The sequence below is a fragment of the Methylobacillus sp. DLP286 genome (assembly GCF_056636515.1).
This window is the reverse complement of sequence record NZ_CM153145.1, coordinates 1,924,357-1,938,455: the sequence shown is the minus strand read 5'-3', so window position 1 is coordinate 1,938,455 and position 14,099 is coordinate 1,924,357. Positions and strand designations below refer to the sequence as shown.

Annotated in this window: 10 protein-coding genes; 3 read left to right on the top strand and 7 right to left on the bottom strand. The window is 58.3% G+C overall.

The annotated features are described in order from the left end of the window. Positions 1-5: 5 nt before the first annotated feature. The 7 genes from ACWXTG_RS09305 to purU all read right to left on the bottom strand — a co-directional run bounded on the left by ACWXTG_RS09305 (position 6) and on the right by purU (position 11,355). A complete protein-coding gene (locus tag ACWXTG_RS09305; RefSeq protein ID WP_480219690.1) occupies positions 6-1,727 on the bottom strand; it encodes a peptidase domain-containing ABC transporter in 1,722 nt (573 codons plus the stop codon). Position 1,728: 1 nt separating this feature from the next. Further along, complete coding sequence (locus tag ACWXTG_RS09300) at positions 1,729-4,698, bottom strand: hypothetical protein (protein ID WP_480219689.1); 2,970 nt, start codon at positions 4,696-4,698, stop codon at positions 1,729-1,731. 72 nt (positions 4,699-4,770) lie between these two features. After that, entirely contained in the window at positions 4,771-6,108 is a 1,338-nt protein-coding gene (locus tag ACWXTG_RS09295; RefSeq protein WP_480219688.1) for a hypothetical protein, read from the bottom strand. Positions 6,109-6,135: 27 nt separating this feature from the next. Then, positions 6,136-7,392 carry an HlyD family type I secretion periplasmic adaptor subunit gene (locus ACWXTG_RS09290; RefSeq protein ID WP_480219687.1) on the bottom strand — a complete coding sequence of 419 codons (1,257 nt, stop codon included), beginning with the start codon at positions 7,390-7,392 and terminating at the stop codon, positions 6,136-6,138. A gap of 47 nt (positions 7,393-7,439) precedes the next feature. Continuing rightward, complete coding sequence (locus tag ACWXTG_RS09285) at positions 7,440-8,201, bottom strand: hypothetical protein (protein ID WP_480219686.1); 762 nt, start codon at positions 8,199-8,201, stop codon at positions 7,440-7,442. A gap of 12 nt (positions 8,202-8,213) precedes the next feature. Then, positions 8,214-10,100, bottom strand: coding sequence for a TolC family protein (locus ACWXTG_RS09280; protein WP_480219685.1), 1,887 nt, complete (start codon positions 10,098-10,100; stop codon positions 8,214-8,216). Between the two features lie 400 nt (positions 10,101-10,500). Next, positions 10,501-11,355 (bottom strand): formyltetrahydrofolate deformylase, encoded by an 855-nt coding sequence (purU, locus tag ACWXTG_RS09275; RefSeq protein WP_407993240.1) that lies wholly within the window; start codon positions 11,353-11,355, stop codon positions 10,501-10,503. Positions 11,356-11,629: 274 nt separating this feature from the next. Here purU and ACWXTG_RS09270 point away from each other — a divergent pair, with 274 nt between their 5' ends. The 3 genes from ACWXTG_RS09270 to ispH are packed head-to-tail and all read left to right on the top strand — an operon-like array spanning position 11,630 to position 14,062. Continuing rightward, entirely contained in the window at positions 11,630-12,190 is a 561-nt protein-coding gene (locus ACWXTG_RS09270) for a GyrI-like domain-containing protein (protein WP_309565681.1), read from the top strand. Beyond that, the gene (locus ACWXTG_RS09265; protein WP_480219684.1) at positions 12,187-13,101 is read left to right on the top strand and encodes a CobD/CbiB family protein; all 915 of its coding nucleotides are present in this window, start codon (positions 12,187-12,189) and stop codon (positions 13,099-13,101) included. The genes ACWXTG_RS09270 and ACWXTG_RS09265 overlap by 4 nt, the downstream gene beginning before the upstream one ends. 34 nt (positions 13,102-13,135) lie before the next feature. After that, positions 13,136-14,062: a 4-hydroxy-3-methylbut-2-enyl diphosphate reductase gene (gene ispH / locus ACWXTG_RS09260; protein ID WP_309565679.1), complete on the top strand. Its 927-nt coding sequence runs from the start codon at positions 13,136-13,138 to the stop codon at positions 14,060-14,062. Positions 14,063-14,099 lie beyond the last annotated feature (37 nt).

The window sequence follows — 14,099 nt, the reverse complement described above, 5'->3', positions numbered from 1 at the left end:
GGGGTTCAAGCGGAACGCAGCAGTTTCTCTTTCGGCCCGTCGGCGGCAACCTTGCCACCGTCCAGGGCAATGATGCGCTGAACCGCCGACATCATGGCGGCGCTATGGCTGATCATGATCAGGTTGCCGTTGCCCACTACCTGCGGCAGGCGTTGCGCCAGAAGCTGTTCGCCTTCCGGATCCAGCCCCAGGCTGGGTTCGTCGAGCAGCAGGATGTTGCTGCTCTGGGCGAAAGCGCGCGCGAGGGCGACCTTTTGGCGTTGCCCGCCAGAGAGGTTGCTGCCGCGGTCGGCAAGCGCCATGGTGAGGGTGAGGCGGCCTTGCTTGAGTTCTTCTTCCAGGCCGGAGGCCCACAGCGCGCGCTCCATGCGTTCGCTGTGCGGTTTGCTGCCCGCCAATAGCAAGTTAGCTTCCAGCGTGCCTGCAAACAGCACGGGTTCCTGCGGCTTGTAAGCCAGCCAACGCGCACGGTCTGCGGGAGAGATGGCATGCAATTCGTAGCCGTCGATCAACACTTCGCCTTCATCCGCGATGCTCAGGCCGGCGATCAGCTTGAGCAAAGTGCTCTTGCCTGCGCCCGGACGCCCCAGCAGGCCGATTTTCTCGCCTGCGGCGATATTGAGCGTGACGTTGTCCAGCGCGGCAGGGCGGTCGGGATAGCGCTTGCTTAAGCGCAGCAGTGTGATGTCGCCCCTCGCCTCCGGCTTGCTGACCTTGAATGAAGCATGCGGGGCGGATTGTTCGATGCCATGGCTGACCCCATGCGCGGCCTTGCCGGATTCCAGCAAGGCGTCCATGCGTTTGGCGGAGCGGGCGAAGTCTTCCCATTTGCCCAACACCAGGTACAGCGACGTGACCAGCATCATGGCGCGCGCTGCCAGCAACGAGCAGGCGATGAGGCCGCCCACGGACAGCATGCGCGCCTCGATCAGGTAGGCGCCAAGCGTCAACACGGCGACGGTGGTGAACGTCATCATGCCGGCGGAAAGCGTGTTGCTGTGGCTGGCGGAAAGCCTGCGCGCCGCTTCCAGGTCGCTGACCTTTTCGGATTGCGTGCGCCAGCCCTGCAGCAAACCTGTGACGCCCGGAACCGTGCGCACCACCTCCATCCCTTGCAAGACTTCGCCGATATAGGCCATGCGCTGAGTGGATATCTGTTCGGCATCGCGGTTGAGGCGCAATGTCTGGCGTTGCACGAGATAACCGATGCCGGCGTAAACCAAGGTCAGCACGCCGACCAGGATCATGATCGGCCAGGCAATGAAGCCGATCACCAGCATGTAGAGCAGGTAGAACGGCAGGTCGGCAATCGCGAGTAAATAAGTGGAGGAAACAAAATTGAGCGCATTGGTCAGGTCGCGGTAATGCGCCAGGAACGTCGCGACGCCGCCCGCCGGCATGTCGCGGTCCGCGAGCAGCTTGTGCCACAGCCCTTCATCCGTCTTGCGCGCCATATCCGCCGCAACCCGTTCCACCGTCCAGTTGCGGGTCACGCGCATGCCCACGTCCAGCGCGATGAAGATCAGCATGCCGATCACCAGCGCCCATAACGTCTCGAATACGCCGTTGCTGACGATCTTGTCGTACACCAGCATGGAGAACAGCGGCAGCAGGATCTGGCCGCTGTTGATCAACAGGCTGGAAAGGCCGACTTCAAGCCATTGTTGGCGTAAAAGCGTCCACAAACTGGATAGCGAGGAAAAGACCTTCGATTGTTCCTCGTTCACACTAGGCCACTGTCCAGTTCACTTGCGCCACGACGTTGTTGTTTGCATCATGAATTGAATAAGTGCCAGCATTAATCAAATCAATGGCTGAGCTAAGCTGAGATCCATTAAACCAAACTGTTTCACCAGCCCCTAAGCTGAAACTTAGTTTATCTGTATTATCCCCAACGATATTAATGACAGAACTGCTGCCGCTTGCCATCAATCCCTGGATGCTTTGGGTGCTGACTGTCATATTGGTCGAGCTTGCCTGCAGGCCATAGGCCTGCTGGGAAATATCGATAGTCTCGATACTGCGTACCAAACCTACCAGCGTTGCCAGTTCATAGGCAGCGCCATTGACAAACCCTTCCAGCGCCAGGGTATCGGTACCACCTTGCCCATCTACTAGGGCAAATCGATTGCTCCAATTGTTGGCGACGTTGCCAGTAATGGCATCCACTGATGCAACAACCGTATCATCACCCGCACCTCCATATACTGTATCCTTGCCGCCATTATTAATGAAAATCAGGTCATCTCCAGCACCAGCATTGATGTTGTTATTACTCGCAGAACCCCGAATAGTGTCATTAAAATTCGAGCCAATGGCGTTCTGGATATTGATTAATTCGTCAGTTCCAACAGAGTTGCCAGATCCAGTGATCGTAGCAGTTCCGCGAGTATTACCGCTAGCGAGGGTAATATCCACACCATTGGTGCTGGAGTCTCCTGTGTTTTTCGTCATATACTGGTACGTGACGGTGTTATTTCCCCCGTTATTCCAGGTGCTTCCATTCCATGTACCACCTCCATCCAAGGTGTCGTTGCCACCCATCCCGGCAAGAGTATCGTTTCCGGAGCCGCCTTTGATGTAATTGTCTTGTGCATCGCCAATTAATCGGTTGTTGCCAGTGGTGGCTTCAAGGTTGCGAATATCGATAAATACGTCCCCTGCGGCATCCCCGGTTGCCGTAATCAAGCCGGGAGTCAAGGATACATTGACCTGGGTCGTATAAAGCGCGGTATTGATACCTCCGCCGCCATCCAGAGTATCGGCTCCAGCGCCGCCTTGCAGGGTGTCATTTAAATTGCCGCCAACCAGAAGATTGGCATTTCCGTTACCTGTTAGAGTGTTGGAGTGATTGATGGCTCCGATGACGGTATCGAAATTGCTAAGGCTGTCGCGCTCATATCCGGCAATTTGGCCATGACCTTGAGCCAAGTTGACTGTCACATTGTCCTCTGCATGCGCATAACTCACGGTATTGGAACCAGTGCCACCATCCAGAGTATCGCCACCGTTACCGATTGTGTTGCCTATGCCCTCAATTGTATCGTTCCCGTCGCCACCAAAAATATGGTTGGCATTCCTGTCTCCGATCAAATGGTCAGCATATTGCGAACCTACTAGGTTTTCTATGCTGTCAAACTGGTCCCCAGCTGCATTGCCGCTTTGCGCAACATTCAGGATATTGGTGATATTGTTGACTTGGTTATCCAGCAAATTGACAACCACGCCGCTTCCTGCATTTTCATACGTCACGGTATCCTTGCCAGTGTCGCCAAAAAATTTGTTGGCACCAGAGCCGCCTTGCAGCGTATCGTTCCCGGCTCCGCCATAAAGCTCGTTATTACCGTTACCTGAGGTGATGAGGTCATTACCGGCACCACCATGGACGATGTTGTCGCCTTCACCTGCATGGATGTCATACCCAATACCTCGCGCAGGCAATATCAACCAGGGCTTTCCGTCGACGATGACGTTGAAGTCATTAGCTTCTGTGGCGTCGCGATAGCTAAAATTGAGGTCCTTGGATACTTGGAAGGCGAAAGGCCCTACTTGGCCGTGAATAATTGCTTGCAAAACAAAATCAACAGGTGTGACAGCGACACCGTCTGCTGTTAAGTCATATACCAGCTCAAGATCAACGCCATATGAACCATCTGCCTGAAGTTGCAATGCATCAGCGGAAATAACCCAATTACCATTACTATCTTTACCAATCGTGCCGGTACTGGCAGGGTTAAGTTTCAGATCAAAGCCAGCGGGTAAGTTTCCGTTCGCCATGATGACGAATGAATCAATGGAATTAAATCCATTGGTACTGATATAGAGATTTTTGGACCATTCGCCGGTTGCAGCGAAGTTAGAATTCAAATTGATGTTGTCATTACCTGCGGTACCAGTAATCACTTCGCGATGGGCTTGGGCAGCAGGAGTTGCAGGGTTATGCGATGGATTGCTTGGGTCGATGGCACCGCGTGCGCCCAGTGGCAAGTCATTTCTGAAATCCGTCCCGGTTTTTAATTCAGGGCTGACATATAACTGTCCATCGATAACTGGTAAACCAAGATTCTGTATATCTCGCAAGGTTTCTGCAGACTCAACCCGATTCCCCAAGCGATAAGTAGATGGCTGATCCACTCTCGGCGGAATAATCGCATCCATGAATTCACCACTGTTATTACCACGTCCATTGATACTGCCGCGTTGCACTTGTGCTGCTTGGGGCAATGATGGTGCTTGTGGCAACGGGGCAGCTGGAGCTGTAGGTGCCGATGTATGGTTGTTCAGCGCCATGAACAGCGAGGTATAGTCGATCTCGTCAGGCTGCAGCTCGGTCAAGCGGGTATCAATGTTTTCGCTGATGATGCGCAGGTTGCCGGCATCGGCGGCATCGACGGTGCCGACCTGCTGGAACAGCTCGGTCAGGCTGGTGTTGAATTTGTCGCCGTCGAACTCGACCTTGGGGGCGTCGACCTCCAGGGCGTCGAGCGCGCCGTTGGGGATGATGATGTAGCTGCCATCGGCAAAGCCCAGCACCAGGTCGACGTCGGCAACGTCTACCGATTTGAGGGCACCATGGCTTTCCGTCAGGCGGATGATGCCGTCCGCATCCGCATGCACGCGCGTGACATTGGTCACGTGGTTCTGCTTGGTGCTCGGACCGTTACGCTGTTCGGTGACTGCGGGTTGGGTAATTGCCATGGTAGTGCTCCTTCTTTAATTTGCTGCCCGGCATTGCCGGGACACTCAAAGCTTAAGGCCGGGCCGTCTTCATCAACGGCGTTGCTTGCCTGCCTCTTCCAGCAGGCTCGCCAGCACGGCGCGTTGTTCGGCAGGCGAGAATCTGTCCATCATGTTGGTGATGTTGGTGCGCAGTTCCATCGAGTCGTCCGTCATACGCGTCATCATGTCGCTCATGCGCGAGAGATCGGTTCCCTGCCGCGCGGTGGTCTGGATCAATTCGGAGAAGTGGTCGTTGAGCTGGGAGAGCATATCGGCGTTGCCGCGCTCCATCATGCTCAAGATGGTGCCGAGTTGGCGGCCCACGCGTTGCAATTCGCCGCGGAATTGCGAAACCGACTCGTTGTGGTCCGCCATTGCGCGCATCATCTCGCTGCGTTGCTTGTTGAAGTTGTCCAGCTCGGCTTGCAAGGCACGGTCCTGCAGGCGTGAAGACTCACTCAGGCGTTCCTCGATGCGGCGTAGCACGCGGATTTCCTCGGTGGCCACTTCGCGGCGGAACTTGAGTTCCGCAGGGTCCATGTTGGCAAGATAGCCAGCGCCGCCGGCAGTGCCGGACTCGACGACCACTGTTTCGCCATCTGTCGTGGTGGCGACATTGCCACCTTGGGCATTGTTGGCAAGGCGTGCAATCGCTTGTTCGATGTGCTGGGCCACTTCGGAGCCGAGGATGGAGAGGACTTCCTGGGTACAGCGGCGCACGGCCACCATCATGAAGCCCAACACGATGGAACCGAGCAGGCCGAACAGGGAGGCCGAGAAGGCGATGCCCATGGAGCGCATCGGGGCGCGCATGCGCGATACCATGTCGCGGAAGACTTCGACCGGGCTGTCTACCCCGACGTTGATGGTGGCGAAGCTGGAAATCAGCACCGCAATGTCGTCCAGGGTCGCCAGCAAGCCGATGAACGTACCCAGCAGGCCGAGGCCGACCAGCAGGCTGGTGAGGAATTGCGGCAGGGCGTTGCGGTTGGTCAGGCGGCGGCCGGCACTGTTGAGTTCGGCATCAATGGCGACCTGTTCCTGGTGGGCGATACCGCGCCCGCTGGAGGTGGCCATCATGCGCAGCACATATGCGATGTCGCCATCGTAAGCCTGTGCCCTATCTTGCAATTGGGCTGGGCTCTCGCCGGATTGCACGGCGTCGGTATAATCCTCCAGCTTGCTTGCTTCCTTTAGCAGGCGGCGCACGTTGAACAGGATCAGGATGCCGCCGAGGATGGTGATAAAGAAGATGGCGTAATTGATCTGCGGGTGCGGGTTCTCGACCAGCGTCTTGAGGATGGCCTCATGATAAACGGCAGCCCCCAGCAAAAGCAGCACAAATGGCAAAGCCGCGTAAAAGTAATAAATTCTTAGTCGCTTCAGCATGTGGAACTTACCTTTAACAAATAATCTTTATCTCGGATCGCGGAATACGCGATCCCCAAAACGCATCATCGGCGACAGCAGGTAGGAAAGCACGGTGCGCTTGCCCACGACAATATCCGCCGTCACTGACATCCCCGGCGAGATCGGGCCGGCGGTTTTTGCCAGCTTGATTTCGCTGATGCTCCCTACATCTACCCTCACCCGGTAGTAATACCCTTCACGCTCGTCGAACAGCGTGTCCGCGCTCACTTCGGTGACCTTGCCGGGCAAGGCGCCGTAAGTGGCATAGTCGAATGCGCCGATGCGCACCCGCGCCGGCAAGCCGTTGCGCAGGTTGGCGCGGTCGTCCGGCCTGGAACGTGTTTCCACCACGATGTGCTCGTCTTCCGGGGTGATCTCCAGCAACGGTTCTCCCGGCCTGATCACGCCCCCCACCGTCGACAGCATCATGCGGTTGACGAACCCCGCCATCGGCGCGCGTACGATGTTGCGGTCCAGGCGGTCCACATTGGTCTCGAATTCCAGCGTGGACCTTTGCAGTTCTGCCCGCACATCTGTCAATTGGGCCGTGGCATCCGCACGGAAGCGCGCCCAAAGTTCGCCTATCTTGGACTCGATCTCTGCTTGCGCCGCCTTCAGGCGCGGCAACGCCGCTTCTGCTTCGCGCAGTTGCGACTCCATGCGTTGCAAGCGGCTTTCCGCATCAAGCAGCTCCATCTTCGAAGCTGCGCCGTTCTTGTTCAGGCCTTCGATCAGCCTGTGCTGCTGGCGCGCCAGCTCTATCTCCGAAACCAGGTTCCTGCGCCGGGTCTCGATCTCGGCAATCTCACCGCGGCGCTGGGCGCTTTGGTCGCGCAATACGCGGGATTCTTCATTCACGCTGGAAACCCGCGCCTGCAGGGCTGCGGATTCCACTTGCTTCACTTCTGCGTCATGCAGGTCGGCAGGGAACTCGATGCTGCTCTTGCCGCGTGCTTCTGCCAGCAACCGCGCCTCGCGGCCCCGTAGGGCGTCGCGCTTGGTGCGCTCCTGGCCGAGGTCGGAGCGTGCCTTGATGTCGGAAAGCTCGATCAATGGCTGGCCTGCCTTGACGACTTCGCCTTCCTGCACCAGGATGGTCCTGACAATCCCGCCTTCGAGGTGCTGCACGATCTGCGCCTTGCCTGCCGGCACCACGCGTCCTACCGTGCGCACGATTAGGTCAACCCGTGCCAGGGCTGCCCAGGCGACCAGCGCCACGACTGCGAGGACACTGATCAGGACAAAGGCTCGGGAAGGCGTCATGGCATTCCATTGTTTGCGCAGCCAGCTCATGCCGTTCAATGACCCGCTTAAGGCGTGTTGCCTGCCGGTACAACCGATACCAGCGAGCTGTCCGACCTGGCATTGCCATCGATGATGGAAACGCGGATACGGTCTGCGGGCAGCTTCATTTCGATCAACAGGTTGCGTACCGCCATCGCGCGATAGAACGCCAGGCGCCGCGCTTCAGTGAAGCCCGGAGGCACGCTGACTTCCAGGGCCGCGCCGCCGCTCTCCACGATGGCCTGCAATGGACCGCGCAATTCGTCGGCCTCGTTGGTGGAGATGGTGATGGCGTCATCGACAAAATCGACGACCAGGCCGCCTTGAGAGCCGGTGATGGTCATATCGGGCTCTTCGGCGCGGATGGTGGCGGAAACCACGCGGCGCGGACTGTTGCGGCCAGCAGACTTCTCGTGTTGCAATGCGGCCAGCTCCTCCTTGAGGCGGCGGGCTTCATCGTCCTTGCCCTTGAGCGCTGCAAGTTGCTTTTGCAGTGCGTCGACTTGCAGGCGCAGGCGGGCGGCATCGTCATCGGATTGATGCGAGGTGGATTCCACCGCCTCCATATCGGAAGGCGTCAGCTGGGAGACCAGTTGCTGTTCCTCGGCCGGAGGGGCCACCGGCGTTTCTGCGCTGATATGGCGGCGTCCCAGTTCCATGGCGAAGATGAACACGGCAATGGTGAGGATCACCACGACAAACAGCAGGTTCAGCACCAGGTTGCTGACGGCATCGACGTAGCCGGGCCAGAAAATGCCTGAGTCTTCCTGTTCGTTATCAATCTGCATGGCGTTCTCTCACTATTCCTTGGGCAGCGGCGTGGCCGTGCCTGCTTCCTGCGGGTTCAGCGGCATTGTCACGGCATCGTCCGTGCTATTGCTGGCCGGGCCGAAGCCAGGCGTCTTGCTGGCGGCGACCACGGTCATGGGCTGCGATTGGCCGAGCAGGCGGTTGATCTGCGACAAGGCGTCGATTTCCTGCGCGTGCAGCGTCACCAGGCGGGTACGCGCCTGATACTGGCGGTCGTAGACATCCAGCAGGTCCAGCAGGGATTGGTTGCCCGCGAACATTTTCTCCGACATGGCGTTGGCGGCCGACGTGATGGCGTTCAGTTCGCGATACCCCGCCACGAGTTGCTCGCGGGAAGATTCGAGGATGGCGTATTGCGAGATCATGGCCTGGCTGATACGACGCTGCAGGTCGTCGAGGCGGTAGCGCACCTCCTCGATGCGCGAGAGCTTTTCCTTGGTCATGTAGTAATCGCTGCCGCCGTTGAGCAGGTTCCAGTTCAATACCACCATGAAGCGCTTGTCGTCCTGTTCGCCTACGGGGCCGCCGGCGTTATCGGTGGTCCACCTGGAAAGCTCCAGGTCCAGGCGCGGGGCATAACGCGAGCGTGCGACGTTCTGGTCGATCTGGGAAGCGCGCAGCTCTTCGCGTATCGAGGCGATGTCGGGGCTGTTGTTCATCGCGATCTTGATGGCGTCGGCAGCCGTGGACGGGATGACGCCCATGTCCTCGCGCTCAGGCAGGCGGATGTTTTGCGGCGCGACGTTGGTCAGGCGCAGGAATTCAATGCTGGCGGCCGAGTGGGCGGCTTCCTGCTGGGTGCGTGCCGAACGGGCGGACAGGCTGCGCGCACGCACGCGTTCGCGGTCGGCATCGCTGGAAGCGCCCGCGGTGGCGCGTTTATCCACATAGGTGAATAGCTCGTTGAGCTGGTTCTCGTAACCCAGCGACAGGTCGGCGATCAACCGGCTGGTAGTCAGGCCGAGGTAGGCGTTGACGGTGGAAAGCCAGGCATCGCCCTGGCTGCCGCGGCGGCTTTCCTCGCGCGAGTTGATGACGGCCTGGCGGCGCTTCCAGTCATAGATGCTGGGCAGGTCCATCAACGGCTGGCGCAGTGTGATCACGCGGTCGGTGCGGGTATGGTGCGACTCTTCCATGCGGGAGCCGGTGCGTGCGTCGATGGCGGAGGAGGGCGACGATATCTCGCGTCCCTTGCCGTAGCGCACGGAAAGATTGGGCAGCAGCAGGCCGCGTGCCTGCTTGGATTGCGCTTCGGCCTGGTTCACGCGTTCGTCGGCGATATGCACGTCGCGGCTGAAGTCCACCGCGGCATCGGTGGCCGTGCGGATATCCATGGTGTCGGTGACCGTAGCCGGCAATTGTGCGGAGTGGACTTGCTCCGCGTATTCGCTGCTCAGGTATTCATTGTGGATTTCATTGGCGACCGCCACGGGAATGGTGCTGATGCCGAACAGGCGCGACAAGTGCAGTTCATCGACTGCGGCCGCTGACTGGGCTTGGGTCGGCAGGTCCAGGTTGAGCGATTGCAGGCCAATCGGAGCGACAGGGGCCTGGGCGGCTGCCTGTTGTTGCTGGATTGTGCTGCCAACAGGCGCGGGCGCTGCGGCAGCAGGAGGCGCGGCCAGTTGTTCGGGTGTTGTTGGGGCGACTACCAGCTGCGGCTGTTTCAGGCCCTGCTCGGTCGCCTTGACCGCTTCGCTGGCTGCATTAGCCGCCGCGGTAGCGGCACTGGCTGCGGCTGTCGCGGCTGCGGCAGCTGCATTGGCGGCTTCAACCGCCGCATGTGCGGCGCTCGAAGCAGTCTGCAATGCGCTGGCAGGTGCATTGGTGATTTCCCCTTGCGGTTCGGCAGCCCAGGCTGCTGTCACCACTAACATAGGCCATGTACATTTAAACATGAAGTGTTTGCGGTTGTTTGACACGTTCAACCCTTAATGATTTTTATAGATACCGGGTTGGAATTTTTTCCACCCTTGTTTCAATCTAGCTCAAAACACATTTCTTGAATGTCAACCATTGTGAATTGCATTTAGTTTTCGGCATTCCATATGGATAACAATCGGTTCATCACCAGCATTTATTGCGCCACTGTGGTGAACCGCGGGCTAGTCTAATGATGTGCTAATTAAATGTCATTGTTTTTATGGGGTTTTTAGTCCTATTGGACTATAGCTGCCGTGTTGAAGGCGACGCGGAAGAGGGAGGGGGGCAGTAAAATTCAGCGACGGGAATGTCGATGTCCCGTCACTATTGTCGGTTTCTTGGCGGTTCTGTCGATCAATCGAAAATGACGGTTTTGTTCGCGTAGAGCAGGATGCGGTTTTCGATGTGCCAGCGCACGGCACGGGATAATACGACGCGCTCAAGGTCGCGGCCTTTCTGGATCAGGTCTTCGACCTGGTCGCGGTGGGAAATGCGGGCGATATCCTGCTCGATGATGGGGCCTTCGTCCAGCACTTCCGTGACATAGTGGCTGGTGGCGCCGATCAGCTTGACCCCGCGCTCGAAAGCGCGGTGATAGGGACGGGCGCCGATGAACGCTGGAAGGAATGAGTGGTGGATGTTGATGACGCGGTGCGGATAGCGCTTGACGAAATCCGGCGAGAGAATCTGCATGTAGCGCGCCAGTACGATGAGGTCGACCTGGTATTCGTCGAATAAGGTGAATTGCCGCGCTTCTGCCTCGGCCTTGTTTTCCTTGGAGACTTCGATATGGAAGAAAGGAATGCCGTAGAACTTGGCGAGGTTCTCAGTATCGCGATGGTTGCTGATGATGAGCGGGATGTCGCAATCCAGTTCGCCGCTTTGGTGGCGGTGCAGCAGGTCGACCAGGCAGTGGTCGTATTGCGAGACCATGATGGCCATGCGCGCGCGGCGCTGGGAGCCCTTGAGTTCCCAATCCATGCTGAACTGGCCGGCAATCGGCGAGAAATGTTCGTTGAAGTTGTCGAGGTCGACTTTGGCGCCGTCCAGATCGAATTCGACGCGCATCAGGAACAGGCTGTTCTCGGCATCCTGGTGCTGGTCCGCATGCAGGATGTTGGCATCGTGGCGGTAGAGAAAATCGGCAATCGATGCGACGATGCCCTTGCGGTCGGGACATGTCACAAGTAGGGTTGCAGTGTTTTTCATCGTGGCTCTGGCGGCATTAAACGCAAAAGCCGCCATTATACTGGGATTTGATGCGCATTGCCCGGCGGCGATTTGTCGCTCGCCTCTCTGGCGAAAATATCGTGAACAGCCTCTCATGCAGGCAATCCGGCCTGCCTGCGGAGGATTGAAAGTTATGATGAAGACAAGCCGTGTCTGTGGTATCGTTTGCCAGTAACAATAACAGTAGCCTCAGCCTGTTGTTCAGGCCCGCAAGGCGCGTTGCGGACAATTGTCTGATGGTGTGGTCAAGACCGTGAAAAAACAATTACCTTATTTCCTGCTGGTATTCCTGATTCCTGTGACCCTGGTGCTGTGGTGGTGGGGTTTGTTTTCAACTGCCGATGTCGAGATCGCCGAGCGCGGCAATTACCGTTACGCCTACCTGGAGGCCGAAGGGCCGTATTCCAAGCTTTCCAGCAAGCAGGAAGAGGTGTTGCACGAGCTGGTGGAGCAGAATATAAAGCCCGGCCCGGAAATCACCCTGATATTCAGCGATCCGCGCACCACGCCGTACAAGGAGCTGCATGCGCGCGCAGGGTTCATCATTGACGCCGACGCCAAGCCGGCCGCACCGATCCAGGTGGATACCGTGCCTGTGCGCAAGGTGTTCGTCGCGAGCATCAAGGCACATCCCTTGCTTGCTTACGGCAAGACGTATTCCAAAGTGCTGGATTTCGTCAAAGCCAAGGATACGACCTTGAACCTGCCCACGGTGGAGATTGTGGATGACAGCGTGCTGAGTGTCGAAATGCCCTTGGAGCCTGTCGAGGAAGCGGAACAGAATACGGAACGCAATGCGGGAGAATCGCCTTGAACTTCATTGCACTGATTGGCGCGCTGGCGCTGACTTACTACCGGCCGCATCGCAAGCTGGACTGGTTGCAGGAGATAGTCGCGCCCTTGGTCCAGCTGCTCGAGCGTAACTTCAACGGCGGCAACCGCCTGCAGGGCATGACGGCCTGGGCGCTGGTCGTGCTGTTGCCCAGCCTGCTGGTCGGCGCGGTCTATTACGTGCTGCTGCAGGTGAACGCGATTCTCGGCATCGTATTCGGCGTGGCGCTGCTTTACTTCACTTTGCGCTTGAGCCAGTTCGGCCCGCGTGCGGAGGAGATCATTGCCGCATTGCGCACCGGCAATATCGACGAGGCCCGCCTCTTGCTGGGGCAGTGGGAGAAAATCGACAGCGACAGCTTCACGCTGACCCAGGTAGCGCAGGTGAGCGTGGAGACGGTCTTGTCGCGTTCGCATTATGGCCTGTTTGCGCCGATTTTCTGGTTTGTCATCCTCGGCCCTGCTGGCGCGTTGTTCTACCGGTTATCCCATATCGCTACCATGGAGTGGCAGCCGAATGAGGCGACGCTCTTCAATGACTGGGCGCGCAAGGTGTTCCGCTGGCTCAACTGGCCGCCCGCATTCGTGACCGCGGGCAGTTTTGCGATCGTGGGCGATTTCGAGGACGCGATCTATTGCTGGCGTTCCCAGGCCGAGACCTGGTCGGACAAGGCGATGGGCATGATCCTCGCGAGCGGCGCAGGTGCATTGGGTGTGAGGATAGGCGAGCCGTTGCCGATGAACGGCATTCTGGTGTTCCGCCCTGAAATCGGCTTGGGCGATGCCGCCGATGCGGACTACCTGCGCAGCGCGGTGGGCCTCGTCTGGCGTGTGCTGGTATTGCTGATCGGATTATTGCTGCTGCTGACGTTTGCCCACTGGCTGGGCCAGTGACAAGCGTTGCAGTGAGCGACATTGTAGAGAGACTATGGATATTGTATTAGCCAACCCGCGCGGGTTTTGTGCAGGCGTAGACCGCGCGATCATTATCGTCGAACAGGCGCTGGAGAAATTCGGCGCGCCTATCTATGTGCGCCACGAAGTGGTGCACAACAAGTTCGTGGTGGATGACCTCAAGAAAAAAGGCGCGATCTTCGTCGAGGAACTGGACGAGGTGCCCGCCGGCAATACCGTGATCTTCAGCGCGCACGGGGTTTCCAAGGACGTGCGTGCCGAGGCGGAAGCCCGCGGCCTGCAGGTGTTCGACGCCACTTGTCCGTTGGTGACCAAGGTGCATATCGAGGTGGCCAAGATGCGCGCCTCCGGCAAGGAAATCATCATGATCGGCCATAAGGGGCATCCCGAGGTGGAAGGCACCATGGGCCAGTCCGAGGGCGGCATGTACCTGGTGGAGTCGCCGGAGGATGTGGCGACGCTGCAGGTGAAAGACCCGGCGCAATTGGCCTATGTGACGCAGACGACCTTGTCGATCGACGATGCCGCGTCGATCGTGAGCGCGCTCAAGGCCAGGTTCCCCGAGATCACCCCGCCGCGCAGCGATTCCATCTGCTACGCGACGCAGAACCGCCAGGATGCTGTCAAGGTCATGGCGCGGGATTGCGATCTCGTGATCGTGGTGGGCTCGCCCAACAGCTCCAATTCCAACCGTTTGCGCGAAGTGGCGCAGAACCAGGGGATCGAGTCCTACATGGTCGATAACGCTTCTTTCCTCGATCCTGCCTGGATCGCCGGCAAGAAGCGCGTAGGCGTATCTGCGGGCGCTTCCGCACCCGAGGTATTGGTGCAGGAAGTGATCAACAAGCTCAGGGAGCTGGGGGCTGCCGAGGTGCAGGAACTCAACGGCGTGGTGGAAAACGTGGTGTTCAAGATACCGCGCAACTTGGCCGAGGCTTGAAATATCGAAATTGAAAATAAAAAAGGGCGGTCAAACC